Genomic DNA, 21722 nt, shown 5'->3' with positions numbered 1-21722 from the left:
AAAACCGAGAACGACCTTTTATCACCAGAAAAAAAGATGGGGTTTCATCTCGTTTATACCAAATACTCGCACCAAGGCTGAGGTGCCCCACGCCCTTGTTCCAAAGGTTTCAGTGGCTCGTATTTGCCAGGTTAACCCCTGGTAAAACAACATCTTGGATGAGACCTACTTTGTTGCGATCTCCACCAGCATCTTTAAAGCGATTAATCAATTTCGGCCAAATATAATTTGTGGACTGCCGTGTTACCCGAAGAGGCCACATCTATAATTATTATAAAACCTGGGACCTTTATACGATTAAGGTTTATAATAGTATGTTGGTGTTTAAATATTTTCCTGGAGGGAAATTAATGAGTGGAATATTATATGCAGGTGAAAAAGTTCGACACAACAAGAAAGCGGATTGGGGTATTGGAAAAATTGTTACTGTAGAAAAAGGTGGTGTGATTAGAGTTATCTTTGAAGGCAACAAGAAAATATCCATCGCCAAAGGTTCAAAATATCTTACTAAGATTTCATAGGTCTTGATTGCCTCATGCTCTGTAATATTGAAGACATACAGGCAAATCCCAGATAAGAAGTTGCCCATCCATCCAACGGTTCGTTGCTTTGTTTCATTGGCTTCAGAATAGAATTGCCTCTTTCATATTTTAGCAGATTCTCTAAAACGCATTGGTTCGACAAAAGAATGTTGGTTATTGGCTATGATTATGTTCAATTCTATGAAATCTTATAGAATTCAATAACAAATTGGAGGTATATTTTTGCAAACAGTAGTTAAAAAATGGTTCCGTGACAAAGGCACCGGATTTCTCGAAAACGGAAATGGTCCGGACATAATGGTTCGTAAGGCTGATCTGGTAAACTGTCAATTTTTGAAGATTGGTGTAACGGTTGAGTTCGAGTGCCACATAGACAAGCATTGCCTAACTGCCAAAAAGGTCAAGCTTCTGGGGCAGAATACAGTGAAGAACTCAAAAAACAGAGATCTGGGAGGCAAGAAATTCCCTTTTGGCGTGATGACTTAGGTTGTATTCAATTAGAAAACATTTGCTTTGGCAATCTTCGTCTTGCAGCCATCACCCGAAACGTTAGATTCTTCCTTAACAGTAACCGCTTGTGATGTTAAGGAAGGGCGACCAACGAAGGACAGAGTAAAATCAGATCTGTTTGCCCCTGATCTTCAGCTTGAAAAGATGAGGTTATAAAGGTTCATTGTGAAACGTGACCGATTGGCCAGTGCCCAATCCCTGGACAATTCTGCAATCGGCTTGTAGAGAAGAGCTTTTTAGCTTTAAGTTGTCAGTCCAATCACCTTTCTCCGAACACCTCTCTCCCTGAAGCTGAGCTTTAGTGGTTATCAACGCCCCATCTGGCTCTCCAGGTTCAATTAACGCCTATCTGAATTGCCATGAAGGGAGCTCTATACAATTTTGATAGCTAGAAAATTTTTATACCTCACAAGCCCGGCTTTCTGCAGATGTATCCCCCTTGGCCTGTTTGAACGGTGACTTCATCGTTGGCAAATACGACTTCACCCAGGTTACTATTGGGACGAAACCTTCAATAGTGACCCGGCTCCGACAGGAGCCGGGTTTGAATCTGTGGCAGTATCACTCCAAAAGAAAGATTACAGTCCCGGACGAGGTAACACCCCTGCCCTCTCGGCAATCTCAGGAACTTTATGCTCCCACTCGATCGCCATCATATGCACGCCGTGGACCCCTTTCATTTCCTTGAACTCTTCAATCTGTTCGCAGGCTATCCTGATGCCTTCATCGGCGACCTTCTTCTTCTCGACCCCCTTTAAACGATCGATGATCTCATCAGGTACATCCATACCGGGAACTTTGCTCTTCATATACCTGGCCATACCGATACTCTTCATGGGAGTTACCCCGGCAAGAATATAGACCTGATCCGTCAGCCCCTCTTCATTGGCAACATGGATGAATTCGCGGAAACGATCCATGTTATAGATGCACTGGGTCTGAATAAAGTCTGCACCCGCCTCAATCTTTTTGGCCAGACGATCCACACGCCATTCAAACGGTTCAGCAAAAGGATTGGAAGCTGCGCCGATAAACATCCCGGGCGGATGCTCAATTTCGCCACCGCTTAAAAACTTTCCTTCGTCCCGCATCTGTTTAACCATGGCTATCAGCTGGATCGAATCGATGTCGAAAACACCTTTGGCATCCGGGTGATCGCCGAACTGCTGATGGTCACCGGAGAGGCAGAGCATGTTTTTTATGCCCAGGGCAGCTCCACCCAGAATATCCGCCTGCATGGCAAGGCGGTTTCTGTCCCTGCAGACCATCTGGTAATTGGGCTCAAGACCTTCTTCGAGGATCAGAAGCGATGCCGCCCAACTTGACATTCGCACCACTGCAGTCTGATTATCGGTGATGTTGACGGAATCGACATTGCCTTTTAGAAAGCGGGCTTTCTCTTTTACCTCTTGGGCATCGGTACCCCTTGGGGGACCGAGTTCTCCGGTAAAAGCAAAGTGGCCACCTGTCAGCACCTTTTCCAGGTTGCTCTTGGGATTTACTTTCGTTTCTGTGCTCATATGTAATCCTCTGATTATTGATGGTAGCGAGGAAATGATACCATTTACGTTCAGTCAATTAGCATCTATCCCGAAGCGATTGATTTTCTTCTAAATCGAGAGATTCGATTCATTTTACCGGAACCATATAGCAAATCCCCCAAGGGTAAAAATCATTGAACAACGATCAGTTAGAGAAAAAGCACCGCTTTCGGGTTTCAACTATTTGGCCATGCTCTCCGGTTTTTTATATCCCGGCTGCAGCAGATCTCTTGGAGACTGATCTTTCCAGCCACGGCTGACGTTAATGCTTTTTATCGCATCGAGCCTGTCCTGACCTTTGAGACGTTCATAAATCCTGAACCATGCGCACGGCTGATCGTTTGAGATCTCACAGTTGCCCATATTCGTCCCGCCGCAGGGGCCGTTTAACAGCCCTTTGGCACAGAGGGTGATTGGGCAGATACCGCCGGTAAAACCGAGCACACACTGACTGCAGGATCTGCAACGCTCTTCATACCAGCCAACCGCCTGATTAACCGCAAGACCACTGGTATCCACTGCAGGAAACGTTGGGATATCGGGATATCGTTCCGCCAGGAACTGGATTCCCACACCACAGGCCATGGACATCAGCGCGTCAAATTCACCTTCTGCTATCTTCTCGTCAAGCTCGGCCAGATATTCGCGATCACACTGACGCTCGATGGTATGACCGTGAATATCTATGGGGTTGTCATCGAGACGCCTGGCCATCTCCAGCTCGGTGTTCAGGATCTCCACCTCTTTCTCTCCACCTGTCAAACAGACAGAGACACAGGTGCCGCAGCCGACGTTTAAGACCTTGGTATACCCCTCAAGCATCTCCTTAATCTCGGCAAAAGGCTTTCTATTGGCAACTATCATAAAAATGTCCTCCAATATGGACCGGGAAATTGAACAATTCCTTCCCCCCGATCCTCTGAAAAAATGTATGCTGGCTCGAATTTCTCGTCAGTTCAGACGGTGTCAGCTTCGAAGTTTTGGGCTGTAAATCATAGTGAACTACTTTGACAGCCAAAATACTGAAGAAGATGGCACCGCATGGGCTGCACTCCAAGAGCATTTGTTTCAGGGCAGCTCTGGTGAGCATTTTGTCGAAACCCTTATTCTTGTAGGTACTTTCAAGCATTGATAATGGATCCCCCTCTTGAGTTTCGACAAAATGCTCCTGAGATATTCGCGCTACAGGCCGACCTCAGCCAGATCCGGCCCAAGATATACACGTTCATTCTCACCCAGCATCCCCATGGAGAGGCATATTAACGTCCAGAGATGCAGGGTGTGCCACTCGCCGCCGAAATGCTCTGCCAGATCATGCACCTGGGCGTGGCAGTTATGGCAGGGGGTGATGGCGTATTGCGCTCCGGTATCCTTGATCTGGTCAAACTTCAGACGTCCATATTCCCGCCGGGCTTCTGGGAAGCCTGACTGCAGAAAACCACCACCGCCGCCGCAGCAATAGTTGTTGGATTTATTCGGCGCCATATCGATGAAATTCTCTTCACCCACAACCTGCTTCACCACAAAACGCAGATCGTCGGCTACCGGGTCGCCAAAAGATTTTCGTACCAGCTGGCAGGGGTCCTGCACTGTGAAGGTGATCTTTCTCTCCTTGTTCCAGTCGGAGTTTACCGGTAGCTTGCCTTCCCGTATCCACTTGGCGTAATATGTAATAATGCTGGCAATCTCGAAGTTATGCTCGATGTTGAATTTTTTCAGTCCGGCCCGGACTGCGAAAAGTTCGTGACCTCATTCGGTGTTGAGCCACACCTTGCAGCCAAGATCATCCACCGCCTTGGCTTTCACCCTGATGATATGCTCCCAGCTCTTGTTGTCGGCAAGGAACAGACAGTAATTTTCTGCTGCCCAGCCTTTGGATCCGTAGGTCCAGTCGGCTCCGACCTTATCTAATATCTTCCAGAGCGGAACCATCTCATCCGGCTCGGTCATCGGTTCGCGGGAATTCTGGTTAAGGTAGAAGTAGGAGCCCTCCTTATTCATGGGCGCCTGCAGGTTCTCCATTCCCGGCTGATCCCGCCGTACTTCTTCGGCTACGTCCTCCACCACGAACTTCCAGTCTTCCTCGCTTGCCCCCATGGCACTGCAGGTGTCACTTCTGAGCGCCATATCACATGAACCGAGGATGCCTTTGGGGCGCTCCTCGCGTGGTCGTAGAGCCCGAAGGTTGAATACCAGCTGGGGAATATCAATCTTCATAGGGCAGACGTAAATACAACGCTGGCACATGGTGCACATCCAGGGCCAGTCAGAGGCCAATAGCTCATCGTCCATGCCCATGGCGGCCATGCGCAGCAGTTTGCGCGGGTCCATATCTTCCAGCCCCGTTGCAGGGCAGCCTGAAGTACAGGCTCCGCAGGTGAGGCACATATCAAGATTGCCGCCCTCGGGCAGCAGTTGCTTGACCTGGTCCATCAACCTGCTTTTCTTTTTACCGCCTATTCGAATAGCTCCTTCATACATGATTGACTCCTTTTATGAGGTGCCGCTATTTTCGACGTATCCTTTCCAAATCTGCTAATTCAGAGTCCCGGCACTTTCCCCGTCCAACACGGGTTCAGCCGCTTTTCTGGGTTTGTCCCGCAATGGATTGGGCCCGAGAGCGCGGATGTGTTCGGTCATCTCCTCGGCATACCTGGCAAAGGTCGGTCCTTCACCGGAAGAGAGATTATACATCCTGACCCGTTCGCCCTCGATTCCGATTTCTTCCAGCAGCTCATGGATATACTCGACCCGCTCCCGGCATCTGAGATTGCCCTCGTTGTAGTGACAGTTGCCTTCAAGGCAGCCAACGCAAAAAACGCCGTCGGCACCTTGCTGGAAGCACTTGAGCAGATAGGTCACATCCACCTTGCCGGTGCAGGGAACACGGATGATCTTGATATTGGTTGGGTATGTCAGCCTCATCGAACCTGCCAGGTCCGCTGCAGAGTACCCTCAATAATCGCAACAAAACGCTACAATGTTTAATTTGATATCGTCCATTTCAGCTCCTCAGCCAGCAGAGTTTCGACCTCACAGGTTATCTGGTCGTCTTTGTAGTTATTGAGGTTGATGGTCTGTCTCGGGCAGACGCAGGCACATACACCGCATCCCTGGCAGAGTGCCGGATCGATCTCAATCTCGCCCTTTATAGAATTGAACGTTGGTACCTCAAACGGACAGGACCGAACACAGGTGAGACACTTGACGCAATTTTCAGGGAAGACCTCGGCCTTGATTGCCGAAAGTTTGATCTCATCCTTGGAAAGGAAGGTGACCGCCCTCGATGCCGCAGCATTCGCCTGGACGATTGCCTCCGAAATCAGCTGCGGGCTATGGGCCGTGCCACATAAGAAGACTGCGTCACTACCCATATCCACCGGGCGCAGTTTGACATGCGCTTCAAGGAAATAGCCTTCAGGGTTGGTGTTGAGCTTCATCCTGTTCACCAGCTCATCCGAGATATTGGGCAGCACCCCTGCCGACAGGGCCAGCACGTCGGCACAGATCTCGATATCCCTTTGCAGCACATGATCTTTCACCGTTATCAGCACGCCTTCATCTGAAGAAACGGTAACCGGAAGCTTGTCCTTGGTGTAGCGTACGAAAAGCACACCCTGCTGCCTGGCCTCGGTGTAATAGTCTTCCATCTGACCGTACATACGCATGTCGCGATAGAGGATATAGACCTGGGTATCCGGGCTCTTCTTTTTGATATCCAGGGCATTTTTGATCGCGGCCTGACAACAGATCCGCGAACAATTGGGCCGCTCTTCGTTACGTGAACCGACACACTGGATCATTACCACGGTGTCAAGATCTGCAGCCCCTTTATCCGCCAGCCTGTCGCTCAGCTGGCTCTGAGTGAGCACTCGGTCGTCTTCACCGTAGAGGTGCTCTGTTGGCGTGTTCTCGCCCGCACCTGTGGCAACGATGATCACACCATGTTCAATCTGCTGCGCCTCCCGGCCGCCGGCACTGACAGCGGTCTTGAAGTTGCCCTGAAAGCCCTCAAATGCAACAATCTCCGACTCGGTGAGCACGGTGATCTTTTCATCCGCCACAACCTGGCTGGATAGCTTATCCACATAGTTTCTAATATCTGCACCTTCGATGGTGTGGTGCAGCTTCTTGCCCATGCCGCCCAGCTCGCACTGCTTTTCGATCAGGGTGGATTCAAACCCCTGCCGTGACAGATCCAGCGCCGCGTTCATGCCGGCGATACCGCCACCGACCACCAGAGCATGCTTGTTCACGGGGATAACTTTACCGTGCAGCGGTTGCAACGTAACAGCGCGGGCCACAGCCATGCGCACCAGGTCTTTTGCCTTTTCGGTGGCAAGTTCCGGATTATTGGTATGGACCCAGGAATCCTGGTTGCGGATATTGGCCATCTCAAATAGATAGCGATTCAAACCGCAGGCCTCCAGGGTCTCCATGAACATCGGTGCATGGGTCTTGGGGCTACATGAGGCCACAACCACCCGGTTCAACCCTTCTTCCAGGATCTTATCCTTGATCTTGGCCTGGGTATCCTGACTGCAGGTGAAGAGGTTGTTGTCTGTGAAGACCACGCCGGGCAGTGTCGCTGAATAATCCTGAACTGCCGGCACATCGACTACGCCCGCAATATTCGAGCCGCAGTTGCAGACAAATACGCCGACCCGTGGTTCCTGGCCACTGATATCGATCTCTTCCGGGACCTCCAGCACCTTGGTATCAGTTCCGCGGGCCTCGGCGATCAGACAACCGGCAAGACCAGCGGCCGCACTTGCTTCGGTAACCGAAGACGGAATATCCTTTGGTCCCTGGAAGGTGCCGCAGGCAAAGATACCTTTTCTGGTAGCTTCCAGCGGATTAAATGGATCGCTCTTGAGGAAATTATTTTTATTGACCTCAATACCGAGCTTATCCGCCAGTTCCAGTGTTTCCTTAGAGACCTCAAGCCCCACCGAGAGTACCAGCATATCGAACTCTTCTTCCAGAATCAGGCCATTCTCGTCGGCAAAACGGAGGATAAGGTTTTTGTTCTCCTTGTTCTCGACCACCGAATGAACCCTGGCCTTGACGAAACGGATACCCTCCCGGTCACGGGCCCGGTCGTAGTACATCTCGTAATCTTTGCCGTACGAGCGAATATCCATATAGAAGATGGCAGCGTCAAGGTCTTCGCTGGCGTGCTCCTTGGCGATCATCGCATCTTTCATGGCATACATGCAGCAGACGGAAGAGCAGTAGCTGTTGCCGCACTTGTTATTATCCCGCGAGCCGATACACTGCAGCCAGGCGACTTTCTTCGGTTCCTTATGATCAGATGGCCGTACCAGATGTCCCATGGTCGGTCCACCTGAAGAGAGCAGCCGTTCAAATTCCAGACTGGTAAGTACGTTGGGATTCTGTTTATACAGGTACAGCTCAGAGAGGGGGCTTGGATCGTAGGGTTTGGCACCGGTAGCAAGCACTACTGAACCGACGGTAAGATCCTTGTCAACCGGCAGCATCTCATGGTCGATGGCCCCGGCCAGACACGCATCGAGACACTGGTAACACTCAGAACAGATACCGCAACTCATGCACCTGGCTGATTCCAGACGTGCCTGCTCTTCGTTGTAGCCGCTGGCAACTTCCAGAAAATTCCCAGCCCTGACTTCCGGGTCGAGATGCCTGGCCTTGATCCGCTCGATGATTCCTTCCCCTTCGATAGCGGGTCGTACATATTCCCACACCTTGTCGCGGTCTTCGCGCAGGTCCATATCGTTGATATAGCGATGGATGGAGATGGCCGCTTCCTTACCGCATGCCACCGCGTCCACCACCGATTTCGGGCCGTAGAAAGCATCGCCACCGGCAAAGACCCAGTCGATCGGGGTCTGCAGGGTGACCGGGTCGGCTTCCAGGCCGCCTGGTCGCGAAATTGCGATCCCCTGCTCCTTGATGCCGTTCAGGTCGGTGGCCTGGCCGATGGCCACGATTACCGTATCACAGTTGAATATCTCACAGACACTCTCGTCATATTCCGGGTTGAAACGGCCGCTCTCATCAAAGACAGATTTACAGCTCTTGAACTCGATGCCGGAGACCTTTTGAGTGGTTTTATCTATATGGAAATTGCGGGGACCGAAGCTGTTGACGATCTTGATGTCATCTTCCAGCGCCTCGATTATCTCATACTCCCAGGCAGGCATCTCTTCCCTGCGCTCAAGGCAGATAAGGGTCACGTTCTCGGCGCCAAGACGCTTGGCGGTCTGGGCCACATCCACGGCCACGTTACCGCCGCCCACCACAACGACCTCTTTGCCGACCTCGACTTTTTTGCCGCTGGCCGCATCGCGCAAGAAATCGACACCTTGCAAAACGCCTGTCATTTCTTCGTTTTCGATGCCCAGATTTCGCCCGGCATGCAGACCAATTGCCAGAAACACGGCAGAGTAGCCATCCATTTTGAGGCTCTCCAAGGTCACATGGGTGCCGAAATTGACCCCGCACCTGATCTCGGCGCCCATATTCTGAACGACCTCGATTTCGCCAGCCAGGATATCGCGCGGCAACCGGTATTCCGGGATGCCGTAACGCATCATGCCGCCAGGTTCCTCCTGCTTTTCAAAGATGGTTACCTGATACCCCTGCTGCAATAACTCATACGCCGCGGTCACGCCGGCTGGGCCGGAACCAATGACCGCGATCTTCTCATCGCGTTTCTCCGCCTCGATCTCAGGCATATAAAACTCGCCCTTCTCTCTTTCATAATCGCCCAGGAACCGGTGTAATTCCCGAACGTTCAGCGCCTGGTCCACCTGGGTGCGGGTACACTCACTCTCACAAGGGTGGTGACATACACGGCCACAGATGCCGGGGAAAGGATGATCCTGCTTGAAAAGTTTGAGCGCTTCGTCGTACTTTCCTTCGTTGATGAGTGCTACGAACCCCTGAATGGAGACATGGGCAGGGCAGGTAGCCTTACAGGGGGCTGTTCCTTCCTTATTGATGCCGTAACCGCCTGGAATGGCTTGGGGATATTGCTTATAAATTGCTTTACGAAAGTCGAGCTTCTCGTTGTACTCGTTGGGGCGGGAGACCGGACAGACTTTGGCGCATTCGCCGCAGCTGGTGCATTTTGTCAGGTCTACAAATCTTGGTGATTGGTGAATTTTCGCGGTGAAGTTTCCGGGCTCGCCTTCAAGCTCCAGAATCTCTGTATTCGTCAACAGTTCAATATTCAGATGCCGGCCGACCTCGACCAGTTTTGGTGAAATTACTCACATTGCACAATCGTTGGTCGGAAAGGTTTTGTCGAGCTGTGACATTACTCCGCCGATGGCGGCAGATTTTTCTACAAGGTAAACGTAATAGCCGGACTCAGCCAAATCGAGCGATGCCTGCATCCCTGAAATTCCTGCTCCTACAACCATAACCGATCCACTCTTCTCGCGCGTCTCAAATACCATGATGACTCCTTAAGTGCTGATGGTTAAGTGTTCGTATACCTCTGCAATATTGCTTTAAGTGTTGGTATCTATCGGAGAAAACCATCGATTTTCGCTGATAGACGCTGAAGACCTCCTCTCTGTTAATATAGCTGTCTGGTATTACAGCAATTGATAAATGATAGCGGCACCACCTTGTACAGGTGGGAACCGGCCCGTCCACAACACAAACCCGCTAACGACTGATAGTATCTATAAATTTGCGTTATATCAATATAAATACACAATATAAGGCATATGGTCCAGAAATGTGACACTTGTGGGTCATAATTTTCCTGACATCTTGATTACTTGAAGCATATATCAATTCAATTCTACCCACCAGACAAGCAAATTTGATTATGGCAGAAAAGCAACCAGACGCTTGCAATGTTAATGGTATTCTCGCTACCTCCAGACTGGCCGGTGGGTTTTATACGGAATGTGCAAACAGGGGTATTTGTCAGCCTGCCAGGTCGGCAGACGAAGAGGAGAATCCAGCAGGAAAGAGATTTTGAATGTTGCCTGACATATTCAACTCCTGGACTTCAAAGCTCAGGAGTTGAATATGCGACCAATCAAGCGAGTGAACTACGTAATCTGGTGTAATCGGTTTTTCCTGTTCCCAGTACCGGGATTTCATCAATTTCAATCAGGCGCCGGATATTATGCAGTGCAGAAAACCCTTGCTGCTTGAGATACGCATTCACCTTCTGGCGTTTTAAACCAACCGTGGTAAACAGTACTATCTCAGGATGGCCATCACCTGTAGTTGCTTCTACAGCAAGTCTCGGGCCTGAATTCTCAAGTAGACCATCAAGCTCATCTATTGCCGTAATCATCTCAAAGAGTGTCGTTTCAATTGCAGGCAGGGATATCATCTCACCGGCCAGCTTCACAAAGCGTTTTTTGCGCCCCTTGAAGACCAGGTGACCATCTTCATTCACCGACACAAAATCACCGGTCTGATACCAGATTGAATTATCAAACTCACAAAACCCCTTCAGGTTATCATTATTCAAATAGCCATTGAAGATGGATGGCCCTTTGACCAATAACTGCCCACGTTCTCCAGGTTCCACTTCTCTGGTCTGAGCCTCGTCGACAACGGCAAATTCCACCGAAGGTAGCACCCGGCCTATAGTCCCTGCCTGCGACTCTCCCGGCAGGTTCAAACTCACCAGAGGAGAGCATTCGGTAATACCATACCCCTCGCAGAGTTCCGCCTCAGGCACCATTTCATATAAATTCCGTCGCACATGTTCAGGGCATTTCTCCGCACCGGTAAACGCCAGTCGCAGACTTTCCAGCTGGGCTGGTTCACCCGCCTGGAGAATTCCGTTTAAGAAGGTCGGAGTTGAAAGGGCCAGGGAAACTTTATACTGGTCGATGATATCCGCCATAATCACCGGTTCAGTCGGGTTGGCATGATAGACTGTGCGGATTCCCATGGTCAGCGGCAGCACAATATTACCCACCAGGCCGAGCGAGTGAAATGGAGGCAGCATGCCCAGTAATTTGTGTTCGCCGGTAAGCTCAAGCACACCGGACAGGTCTCGCAGGTTGGTGAGAATATTCTCGTGGCTCAAAGGTACGGATTTGGGCCTCGACTCTGAACCACTTGTGAAAAGGATGGCGGCGTTCTCTCCCACCTCTGCTCTTCGCAATTTTCCGGCAAATAGCGGCAACAGGTACGATTTGGCAACCCCAAGCAGTTTTGCCTTTTTACCAAGATTTGGCAGCACCTGATCAAGCTGCAACCACTTTACCGGTAACGTGGCGAGATCAAGCCCCTGCTCTTCCAGGCGGGAACAGAGCGGAGTGGCTGACAGGATATAGTTGACACCAGTCTCCTCTATCCCATGTTGCATATTTACCCGGCCAGAGGTCCAGTTGAACATAACCGGCGTCTTACCGGCAAATAGCAAGGCCAGGTAAACGATTGAGCTTGAGACCGAGGCGGGCAACATTACGCCGACCCGTTGCCCTTTGAGCTCTTTTAAAACAGGCTGCAGGATAAAGACAGCTGTAAGGATATCCCGGTAGGTTTTTACTCCGGCAATACGATCAGCCAGAATTACTTTTCCCGGATTTGCCAGCGCCTTATCCAGAAATGCCCCTGTGAGAGTCTGCGCACCGCTCACCTTGAGAATCTCTGCATCCTCTTTAAACCACTTCTTCGGCGGCGGTTCATGCTGTACCGCTTCAGAGTGATATAGCTGACCGGCCGCAGCCATAATACAGTCTTCAACACTGTCCAACACTGCCAGATCATCAATCCTGGTACCAAACTCGCTCTCCAGCCAGGTGGCGATCTCCATAATGGTGAGGCTGTCAAGGCCCAGGTCGTTGGCCAGCCGCAGATTGGGGCCGAGCGCGTCTATTTCGACACCGGCAAGCTCGGCAACTTTTGCCTTGACCTGTTGCTGCAGTGAGACTGGCACTGCGGCAAGATCCTGTTCAGCAGTATTTTTTATTTCTTCGGGCAGCTCTACCTGCTTTGTTCCCTGCCACCAGAAATAGGGTACACTGATATTAGCCTGGGGAGTTTCGTTGTAGAATTCCTCCAGATACCTGTTGATGCTGTTTCTCTCACCGAGCTCCTGCACCAGGTCATCCCGTCTGAACTCGACACGAACCTCTCGTTTCGGCCCGAAAAAGAGTCCATTGGCCAGGAGCGCTGTCAGATAACGCTTCAAATGCTTAACAAGTGCTGGTGATTTGCCTGAAGCCCGGCTGAAACTGCTCCCCCAGAGACCTGTTGTTCGTACCAGAACCACTTGTACACCCGGCACATTACGCAGGATAAACTCAAGACCCGAATTTGCGCCCAGATCTTCCAGCGGTCCTCGGTTTAAACGACCTGCCGGATAAAAAAGTACATTCTCGCCACGTTTAAGGGAGGCGACCACCTCATTTATTGCCTGGTGAACTGCTTCCCTGCTGCCTCGCCCATTGGTTTTTATATCGGGAAGAGCGATCGGGTCGATAAAACGCATGGCATGTTTTGTCAGTGGTTTTCTAAGCTGCGCTTCATCGGACAGAGGTCGCGGTGCAAACCTGTCATGCAGGATGGACATCACAATTACCGGATCGATCAGTGCCGGATGATTCGGCAAAAATATCGTACCAGGTTGAGGGCGGTCTCCACCATGCTCTGCAGCTTTTACAAGTTCCTCACGTCCCTGCACAGTGATCTTGTAGCGCAGACACAGCATAGTGCGAAGTACGGTTCCGACAAAGCTGCGAGGAGTGCTGCCGGTGCTTGCCACCAGCCGCTGGAAGACAAAAACCATCAGCACACTCAGCACACCAAGTGCCAGCATGAAAGCGGTGGGAGCAAGAAGTGACTCAAAAATATTATAGAGCATGCCAGAGAGCAGAATGGCCACAAAAGCGGTGAAACCGGCAGCGGCGAGTACCCTGCCCTTGTCTGAATCTGCCGGTCGAATTTGCAGGAAACTGGTAATCGGGATAAGGAACAATCCACCGGCAATACCTGCGAATCCGAGTGCAAACATCAGCCACCAGAAACGGGCACTCTCCGGCACACTGGTAGTCATGCCGGCCATAATCAAACCGATTGCAATGCCCAAAACTGCCGGAACCAGATAGGCTGACCAATTATCAACACGGGTCAGACGGGCTGCCAGAAAGGAACCTGCACAGACACCGAGCATCAGGGATACGGAAAGCAGACTGGTCATGGTTTGGGAAAAACCGAATTGCTGGATTCCAACTGCATTAATAACCAGGACCGCGATGGAGGCGATGAAATAGAACCAGGCATCACCAGCTACAGCCACCAGCAGCTGTCGATCACGACAAATATCGATGAGATCTTTGACCGAGCGGTATGGCCCGAACCAGGGAAACGGCACCTCTGAATTCTCTGTCGCCCCTTTATACTTGTGAATTCCGAAGCTGGCCACAAGACCCGTCACTGCCACCAGAACCGACGTCACCGCCACCAGGAGTACACCGAAGGGGGCTGCATCGGTATCCATCCAGTTCTGATCAAGGGAGATGCCGGCGATAGCGATGCCCGCCAGAATGGCCACGGTGGTTGCCAACTTAATAATTGCGTTGATGCGCGGAACCGACTCCGCAGGATACAACTCCGGGATAGAGCCGTTCAGAGATGGGCTGAAAAAGGTGGATTGAAGCCCCATCACAAAAACCATCATAAGAATGCAGGCCCAACTGCCGGTAATCAGTCCTACAGCACCGACCATCATCGCCAACACTTCAAGCCCCTTGGCCATGACGACCACACGCTTTTTCGCAAATCTGTCAGCGCACCAGCCCCCGTGTGCTGAAAAGAGGATGAAGGGCAAAGCAAAGAGAATGGCGGCCCACCCCTGCAACTGGTTGGCACCCGCCGCCACGGCCAGGAGCATTGCAGCCTGTTTGAAGTAATTATCGTTAAAAACTCCCAGACAATACGTAGCAGCCATTGCCGGCAGTGATTTCTGTCTGTTAGCTGGTCTCATTATGTTCTCCTTTAACCTGCAGTTCCCATGAACATCGAATCAATTTCACAAAACTCTGTGTCTCAAGCTTTTTCAGTCAAATGCCGGTTTGCATCAAATATCCAACGTGTTCACCTTGGCTGACACGATCTGGATCTGATGATAATTCCAGCTCAATCTGCCTTGAACCGACCAGCGCTCAGAAAATAGATAGTCTGCTCGATAACATTTTTGTTTCGCATGATAAATGAATGATTTGCCTTCACCACCAGATGGTCCGACATACCTTCAAGGGTGGTAGACTGTACCGAGACTTTACCGTCATCTTTGCCCTTAACCCAGTACGAAAAAAGGGGGTTATACGAACGCGTTCCGGCAATAATGCCCACCTGGCAGTCTTCACAATTGAGAGGCGGCAAGGTATTCGGCAGTGAATCAGCAGCAGTTGAGAGTTGATCGGCACCCGGCCCAAGCACGGACTTCATCAGGCCAATTTTTCTTAGGTTATCGATAACCTCACTGCCATGATTGGGGGGAGCGAGCATTACCACCCTGCGGATCTTGTCCGAACCGTTATCAGCGAGATACTGACGGATGACAATGCCACCCATGGAGTGGCTGACGATGTGGATTTTTTCATATTTTTTTGAGGCCCGTTGCACAGTCGGCACCAGGTATTGGTCGCTGATCTGGCCAATAGACAATCGAGTGGATGGGTACCCTATGTTTTCCACCGCATAGCCAGCCTTTTGGAGTTTATCGGCCATCTTTGCCATTGATCTATCAGTTCTGCCAAGACCATGCAGAAGAATCACTACCTCGTTCTGCTCTGTGACCCCGGCTGAACCTGTTCCGGCAAAGCTGAACAGCAGTGCCGTAGCCAGCAGTGTCATCCTGAAACAGATCATTTGCTCTGTCCTTACCCCGTCTTGAAATGTCATATTTTTTCTCCCTGAATTCTCAAAAAAACCTCATTTGCTAACCCAGGAAGCAGGAACCGTACCAATATCATATATTTATCACTTACCCCTGTCTTTTCGCAGGATTCATTTGGCGCACTTGATATACAGCGTTTTTCACCTGGCAAGCAATGTTCATTTTTTGTATAGTTGACGCACAATTAATGAACAGGAGACAACGTTATGCTGGGCAGTGAGCTGGATTTTTTCACATCAGTCAGGGAAGCAATTTTCGCAAACCCCTTTGGTTCGGCAAGGCTTGAACACGACCTGCAGGCAACCGGCATGACCAGCGGTTCCCCATTACCGGTAATTCTGAAAAGCCTTGTAGAAAAAGTAGGAAACACAATCCAGGAAGTCGAGTGCCAACAGCACCAGCTGGACTCAGAGCAAAAAGAACTGTTGCGTTACGGCAAGCTCTTCTACACTTTTCACCTCTTCTGTGAGGACATCGACGCCCACATTCAGGACCAGATCAAGCAGGGAGATGAATGCTGCCCGGTCAAATTTGCCGACGGTTTTCTCGGTATGCTCAGTCAATTCGGCTTCAATGATGCGGATGCCGGGAGGTTTCTCGAACTCGCCTTTCAAATGCGCCGGGCCTATTTTTTCATTCGCTCCATAACCGGCTCCAGTGAGTGCGTGCGGCAACTTCGCAGCGCGTTATGGAGTAACATCTTTACCGGGGATATAAAGGTATACCATCGTTATCTCTGGAATCGCATGGAAGATTTCTCGACCATGCTCCTTGGAGAGACCGGCACAGGCAAAGGCGTTTCAGCCACTGCTATCGGTCGCTCCAACTTTATTCCTTTCAATGCGAAAACAGGAACGTTCAGTGAAAGTTTCGCCAAAGCCTTTACCTCGATAAATCTTTCCCAATTTCCTGAACAGCTCATTGAATCGGAATTGTTCGGCCATAAAAAAGGTTCCTTTACCGGGGCAATAGAGTCCCATCATGGAGTATTCTCCAGGTGCAGCCCGTGTGGTGCGATCTTCTTAGACGAGATCGGCGATGTTACCGTGCCGGTACAGGTGAAACTCCTGCAGGTTTTGCAATCCAGAACATTTACCCCAGTCGGCAGCCGGAATACAGAACTGTTCCAGGGCAGGATTATCGCAGCTACCAACAAGGATCTCAGAAAGTTGCGGCAAAGCGGTGACTTCAGGGACGATTTCTACTATCGCCTTTGCTCTGATGTCATTGAAATCCCGCCCCTTCGACTCAGAATCATGCAGAACCCTGAAGAGTTGAAGGAACTGCTTACCGTTGTAGTAAAACGCATAATCGGCGGTGTCTCTGAGGAGCTTACCGAACAGCTGCATGGTTCAATCAGGGACAGTTTACCAGCTGACTATCACTGGCCGGGCAACATCCGCGAACTCGAACAATGCGCCAGACGCATGCTGCTCAACAAGAGCTATAGCTGGCAGCAAAAATCAGCCCACCAGGCCACCCTGCAGCACAATCTCGCCAGTCTTGCCGAAGAGGGCTACAGTGCTCAACAATTACTGGCCAAATATTGCGCCCGGCTCTACAGCCAGCACGGAACCTACGAAGCAGTAGCCCGCATAACCAGGCTGGACCGAAGAACCGTCAAGAAGCATGTCGAGTCGGCATGAGACGATTCTGCCACGGCAACATGACACACCATCCCCTCTACTCTCTCCTCTCTATTTTCTCCTGAGACTCCTGCTCAAAACACAACATAATTATATAACAACACGCCTTTTATTGGTCGTAATGCAAACATAGAGACAACGTTGACTTACCCGGCTTGTGCATTAGACTTTAACACAGTGAAATATATCCAAATAAAAGGCTAAATTTCAGTAATATTTGATTTAAATCAGGTGCATCATGAAAATTGCTTTTTTTGATTCCAAAGGATACGACGAAAGAATCTTTAAAATTCACAATAAAAATTACAACTTTGAATTACGTTTTTTTCAGGAACGTCTCACAGAGCAAAGTGCTGTCCTGGCAAAAGGTTTTGACGTAGTTTGTATTTTCGTGGCGGACGATGCTTCAGAATTAGTTGTCAACCAACTGTATTCTTTCGGCGTTAAACTTATCGCCTTGAGATGTGCAGGATATAACAACGTCAATTTCGAGGCGGCACAGGGTAAACTCCAGGTAGTACATGTGCCTGCATATTCACCTAATTCCGTAGCGGAGTTCACCATCCTGATGATTCTCACCTTGATCAGGAAGATTCACAAGGCATACAACCGTACACGCGATCTTAACTTTGCCCTCCAGGGTCTGCTGGGCTACGATCTTTGTAACAAGACAGTTGGTCTCATCGGAACCGGCAGAATCGCCCGGGTTTTCATAGAAATCCTCATGGGATTCAAATGTAAAGTTATTGCCTATGACTTGTACCCGGATCATGACTACGCCCAAAAAGTCGGTTTCGAATATATGTCTCAGGAAGACGTTTTCAAAAACAGTGATATTATTTCCCTGCACTGTCCGTTAACAAGAGACAATCATTACCTGATTAACCGCGAGACGCTGAATATAATGAGAGATGACGTAATTATCGTCAACACCGGTCGAGGCAAACTCATTAACACTTTAGATCTTATTGATGCCTTAAAAACCGGTAAAGTCGGTGGCGCAGCCTTGGATGTTTACGAAGAAGAAAACGAATATTTCTACGAAGATTTTTCCTTAAAAGGTATTGGTGACGATGTACTTTCCAGGCTGATTATGTTCCCAAATGTGCTGGTCACCTCCCACCAGGCGTATTTCACTGAAGATGCATTGGGGAATATTGCCACAACCACCTTAGGTAATATTCAGGAATTCGTTGATCAAAAAACTATGACGAATGAATTGGCCTATGTTGATGGCACTAAAGGTTGGGGTGTCAAACGTATTAACGATTAATTCAACGATGATGATTCCGCATCCTCTTCCCCATTTAATTTATCCTGTAAAATAAGAAATATTAAATATTAACACGTTGTTTGCCCGACCAGAAATTACAGAATTCCAGTCGGTTTTTTATCCTGATTGACCGGATCGTTCCCCCCCTGAACACCGATTCCCCCCCTTCTGCCATTCATCTTCCAGGTTGAACGCCGGGCGTTTTCCTTTTCGGCTCTTTTTCCGACACCTTCCCCCTGCTCAGCAAAAGGTTGGCTGCATCCGGCCGGTCAACACAAGCAAACACTTTAACACACCGTGGCCCACCTTCTTTAACAACTATATCTTCTGTATTTACGAATGATTATCATCAGGTTACGGTAAGATTTAATCGTTCAGGCTGTCTCTATGGCCCAACCAATTGAACTTCATTAGCCATTTTTCTTGACTTTGCTTAATCAAAAATGATATTTCACGACTCTTTACGAACAATAGTCAGCAGTTTCCCACTTTCAGACAAGGAGAAGTCATGCGTAGCTCAAGAATAGGCCTGTTCCTGGCAATTGCAGCCTTAGTTATCTTTACTACAACCGCCCACGCCAAGAAAACTATCAGAATCACCCTGCAGCTTCCGGCATCCCATCATCTTGGTCTCAATATCCAGTCTTTTGCAGATGAAGTGATGGAAAAGACCAACGGTCAACTCAATGTCGAGGTTTACCCCTCTGCCCAACTCTATAAAGATACAGAAGTCCCGGCAGCTGTATCTTCCGGCGCTATCGAAATGGGTGTAGCTTCTCTCACACGCTTTGCAGGCACCATCCCGGCTGTTGATCTTTTTTACGTGCCATTCCTCTTCAAAAATGAAGAAGCTGTACGTAAAGCAGTCGCTCCAGGCAGCCCAATTCGCCAACCTCTTGATGATGAAATACTCAAAACCGGCGCTCGCGTTCTCTGGTGGCAGGCATATGGTGATGCCGTTTTCCTGAGCAAAGACACCCCGCTTCGCTCACCTGACGACCTTAAAGGTAAAAAGGTTCGCGTATTCAGTAAAACCCTTGGTGCCATGATCGAGGCAGCCGGAGGTGCAGCAACTTCAATCTCCGGTTCCGAACAGTTTATCGCCTACCAGCGCGGCACCGTCGATGTCGGCACCACCGGTGTAACCGCAGTGCAGAAGCGTAAACTCTACCAGGTAATGAATACCCTCACCGCGCCACCATCCATGGTTGACATCGAGTGGGTGGTATTGATCAACGACCAGGTATGGCAAGGCCTTACCGGCGAACAGCAGGAGATCATCACCGCCGCCGCCAAGAGAGTTGAAGAAGAACTGCGCAGTCAGATGAGCGGCCTTGAAGCTGAAGCTTTTGACTTTGTCGATGACAAGATGAACGTTGTTCACCTCACAGAAGAGGAAATGGTCGCCTGGCGTGAACTTGCCCAGCCGGTAGTTGAAGAGTACATCCAGAATGCGGGTGATCTTGGCAAGCAACTTGTTGAAGCAGCAAAATCGATGTAATCCCATTACGTAGCGGGGACCTGCCTGGTCCCCGCTCTCTATAATTCCATGCTTAAACTGATTGACACTACAACTACCTTCTTTGCCAAACTCGCAGCGTGGATGTTTTTCGTCATAGGCGGCATAATCGTCTATGAAGTAATCGCCCGCTACCTATTCTTCTCACCTACCATCTGGAGTGAGGAAATATCGCGTTTTCTGCAGATCTGGGCCACCTACCTTGCAGCAGCATACATCCTGCACCAGCGTAAGCTGATTGCAATCGACGTGGTCGTCAGCAAAATGCCGCATCGTGCCCAGCAGTTCTTCGAATCGCTGTCCCTTGTGATAATCGCGATTTTTTCATCGGTGGCTTGCATCTACGGCATCAAGATTGTCATTGCTTCAGTTAAGATCGGTCGAGCTACCTCCACCATGATGGCAGTACCTAGCTGGATGACTGAGATCGCCATTCCAATCGGTTTTGGTCTCCTGTTATTGCAGTGTCTGGCCGAACTTTACCGAACCATTTTCGCATATTCGCAGCCCAATACCAATAACCACCACTGAGCTTTTTACCGAAATGACTACAGCCTTAATATTAATTGCCCTGCTGGCACTTCTGCTCATTCGGGTTCCGGTAGCTTTTGCCCTTGGTGGACTCGGCCTTTTCCTGCTCTGGCTCAAGGATATCAACATCATCATGGTGCCCCAGTCGCTCTACAGCACCACTGATAACTTTGTACTTCTGGCCGTGCCGCTCTTTTTGCTGATGTCGAATATTCTGCTTAAAGGCGGGGTTGGTAAAGACCTCTTCAATGCAGTTCAGTCCTGGGTAGGCCACTGGCCTGGGGGCCTTGGTGTTGCCACTATCATAAGTTGTGCTATGTTTTCAGCAATCTCCGGGTCTTCTGTCGCCACCGCCGCAACCATCGCCACCGTGGCTATTCCGGAGATGACCAAACGTGGCTATAACAAGCCCTTTGTTCTCGGCCTGCTGGCAGCTGGCGGAACACTCGGCATACTCATTCCACCCTCCATTCCGCTTATCCTCTACGGTGTCATTGCCGAAGAGTCCATTGTCGATCTGTTTTTGGCTGGTGTCGGTCCCGGTTTGATGCTGACCTTTTTCTTCATGCTGTATTGCATGATCTATTCACACTTCGATAAAAATTACATCCCATGCGACAAAGCCGACTGGCAGGAGAGAAAGCGTGCCAGCATCAGGGCGCTGCCCACCATACTCCTGGCAACTGTGGTTATTGGCGGCATCTACCTCGGCATCTTTACCCCAACCGAATCTGCAGGTGTAGGCCTTGCGCTTTCGCTTCTCATCGTCGGCCTGATGCGAAGACTCGACTGGCAGAAGTTTAAAGAAGCGATTTACAGCTCAATGATTACCACCGTGACAATTTTTCTGATTATCGCCGGTGCCAAGCTGTTCGGTAAAGCCATTACCCTGTATCGAATCCCGCAGGAACTCTCCATGGCCATTACCAGCACCTTTTCAGAGCCGCTGATGTTCGTGGTCATGGTCTGTTGTGTACTCCTGGTCATGGGCTTTTTCCTGGAATCGATGTCCATGCTGCTCATCATGGTTCCTGTTCTTCACCCGGCCCTCGGCGCCTTAATGATCGATCCGGTATGGTTTGCCATTCTCTTTGTGGTAATGATAGAATGTGCTCTTATCACTCCGCCTGTCGGTATGAACCTCTTTGTGATACAGGCAGTGGCCCAATCAAAACTGTCAGAGGTAATCAGAGGCGTCTGGCCATTTATCATTATCATGTTCACTTCTGTTATCCTGATCTATCTCTTTCCGGATATCGTTCTCTATATACCGTTTAAACTGTGATTGT

At 49.8% G+C, this 21722-nt stretch carries 14 protein-coding genes; 7 read left to right on the top strand and 7 right to left on the bottom strand.

The window, feature by feature from the left end; genetic code table 11:
• The first annotated feature begins 350 nt into the window (after positions 1-350).
• Both FCL45_RS09610 and FCL45_RS09605 read left to right on the top strand, forming a co-directional pair.
• Positions 351-521, top strand: coding sequence for a DUF3553 domain-containing protein (locus FCL45_RS09610; protein WP_167495850.1), 171 nt, complete (start codon positions 351-353; stop codon positions 519-521).
• Positions 522-764: 243 nt separating this feature from the next.
• Positions 765-1028, top strand: coding sequence for a hypothetical protein (locus FCL45_RS09605; protein ID WP_217907706.1), 264 nt, complete (start codon positions 765-767; stop codon positions 1026-1028).
• Between the two features lie 602 nt (positions 1029-1630).
• On the opposite strand, the gene FCL45_RS09600 is transcribed toward FCL45_RS09605, so the two are convergent.
• From FCL45_RS09600 to FCL45_RS09570, 7 genes are all read right to left on the bottom strand, one after another.
• A complete protein-coding gene (locus tag FCL45_RS09600; RefSeq protein WP_136798858.1) occupies positions 1631-2572 on the bottom strand; it encodes a methylenetetrahydrofolate reductase in 942 nt (313 codons plus the stop codon).
• Positions 2573-2773: 201 nt separating this feature from the next.
• A complete protein-coding gene (locus FCL45_RS09595; RefSeq protein WP_136798859.1) occupies positions 2774-3457 on the bottom strand; it encodes a methylenetetrahydrofolate reductase C-terminal domain-containing protein in 684 nt (227 codons plus the stop codon).
• 318 nt (positions 3458-3775) lie between these two features.
• The gene (locus FCL45_RS09590; RefSeq protein ID WP_136798860.1) at positions 3776-5074 is read right to left on the bottom strand and encodes a (Fe-S)-binding protein; all 1299 of its coding nucleotides are present in this window, start codon (positions 5072-5074) and stop codon (positions 3776-3778) included.
• A 54-nt stretch (positions 5075-5128) separates the two neighbouring features.
• On the bottom strand, positions 5129-5596 hold the full coding sequence (locus tag FCL45_RS09585; RefSeq protein WP_136798861.1) for a hydrogenase iron-sulfur subunit: 468 nt from the start codon (positions 5594-5596) through the stop codon (positions 5129-5131).
• Complete coding sequence (locus FCL45_RS09580; protein WP_153305562.1) at positions 5578-10038, bottom strand: FAD-dependent oxidoreductase; 4461 nt, start codon at positions 10036-10038, stop codon at positions 5578-5580. The genes FCL45_RS09585 and FCL45_RS09580 overlap by 19 nt, the downstream gene beginning before the upstream one ends.
• A 596-nt stretch (positions 10039-10634) precedes the next feature.
• Positions 10635-14549, bottom strand: coding sequence for an MFS transporter (locus tag FCL45_RS09575; RefSeq protein WP_136798864.1), 3915 nt, complete (start codon positions 14547-14549; stop codon positions 10635-10637).
• Positions 14550-14701: 152 nt separating this feature from the next.
• Entirely contained in the window at positions 14702-15469 is a 768-nt protein-coding gene (locus FCL45_RS09570; protein ID WP_136798865.1) for a lipase family alpha/beta hydrolase, read from the bottom strand.
• A 201-nt stretch (positions 15470-15670) separates the two neighbouring features.
• Here FCL45_RS09570 and FCL45_RS09565 point away from each other — a divergent pair, with 201 nt between their 5' ends.
• The 5 genes from FCL45_RS09565 to FCL45_RS09545 all read left to right on the top strand — a co-directional run bounded on the left by FCL45_RS09565 (position 15671) and on the right by FCL45_RS09545 (position 21718).
• Positions 15671-17110 carry a sigma 54-interacting transcriptional regulator gene (locus tag FCL45_RS09565; RefSeq protein WP_136798866.1) on the top strand — a complete coding sequence of 480 codons (1440 nt, stop codon included), beginning with the start codon at positions 15671-15673 and terminating at the stop codon, positions 17108-17110.
• A 238-nt stretch (positions 17111-17348) separates the two neighbouring features.
• The gene (locus tag FCL45_RS09560) at positions 17349-18383 is read left to right on the top strand and encodes a 2-hydroxyacid dehydrogenase (protein WP_136798867.1); all 1035 of its coding nucleotides are present in this window, start codon (positions 17349-17351) and stop codon (positions 18381-18383) included.
• A 508-nt stretch (positions 18384-18891) separates the two neighbouring features.
• Positions 18892-19884 carry a TRAP transporter substrate-binding protein gene (locus FCL45_RS09555; protein ID WP_136798868.1) on the top strand — a complete coding sequence of 331 codons (993 nt, stop codon included), beginning with the start codon at positions 18892-18894 and terminating at the stop codon, positions 19882-19884.
• A 48-nt stretch (positions 19885-19932) separates the two neighbouring features.
• Complete coding sequence (locus tag FCL45_RS09550; RefSeq protein WP_136798869.1) at positions 19933-20433, top strand: TRAP transporter small permease; 501 nt, start codon at positions 19933-19935, stop codon at positions 20431-20433.
• A 13-nt stretch (positions 20434-20446) separates the two neighbouring features.
• Positions 20447-21718, top strand: a complete 1272-nt coding sequence (locus tag FCL45_RS09545) for a TRAP transporter large permease (RefSeq protein WP_136798870.1) — start codon at positions 20447-20449, stop codon at positions 21716-21718.
• The last annotated feature ends 4 nt before the right edge of the window (positions 21719-21722 follow it).

Source organism: Desulfosediminicola ganghwensis, from assembly GCF_005116675.2.
In the GTDB taxonomy this organism is placed as follows: Bacteria; Desulfobacterota; Desulfobulbia; order Desulfobulbales; family Desulfocapsaceae; genus Desulfopila; species Desulfopila ganghwensis.
This window is presented reverse-complemented; position numbering and strand designations above follow the sequence as displayed.

Bases quoted from the DNA above. Each gene is read 5' to 3' on its own strand.
- FCL45_RS09610 (WP_167495850.1), top strand. From the start codon at position 351: ATGAGTGGAATATTATATGCAGGTGAAAAAGTTCGACACAACAAGAAA.
- FCL45_RS09600 (WP_136798858.1), bottom strand. From the start codon at position 2,572: ATGAGCACAGAAACGAAAGTAAATCCCAAGAGCAACCTGGAAAAGGTG.
- FCL45_RS09595 (WP_136798859.1), bottom strand. From the start codon at position 3,457: ATGATAGTTGCCAATAGAAAGCCTTTTGCCGAGATTAAGGAGATGCTT.
- FCL45_RS09575 (WP_136798864.1), bottom strand. From the start codon at position 14,549: ATGAGACCAGCTAACAGACAGAAATCACTGCCGGCAATGGCTGCTACG.
- FCL45_RS09570 (WP_136798865.1), bottom strand. From the start codon at position 15,469: ATGACATTTCAAGACGGGGTAAGGACAGAGCAAATGATCTGTTTCAGG.
- FCL45_RS09565 (WP_136798866.1), top strand. From the start codon at position 15,671: ATGCTGGGCAGTGAGCTGGATTTTTTCACATCAGTCAGGGAAGCAATT.
- FCL45_RS09560 (WP_136798867.1), top strand. From the start codon at position 17,349: ATGAAAATTGCTTTTTTTGATTCCAAAGGATACGACGAAAGAATCTTT.
- FCL45_RS09555 (WP_136798868.1), top strand. From the start codon at position 18,892: ATGCGTAGCTCAAGAATAGGCCTGTTCCTGGCAATTGCAGCCTTAGTT.
- FCL45_RS09550 (WP_136798869.1), top strand. From the start codon at position 19,933: ATGCTTAAACTGATTGACACTACAACTACCTTCTTTGCCAAACTCGCA.
- FCL45_RS09545 (WP_136798870.1), top strand. From the start codon at position 20,447: ATGACTACAGCCTTAATATTAATTGCCCTGCTGGCACTTCTGCTCATT.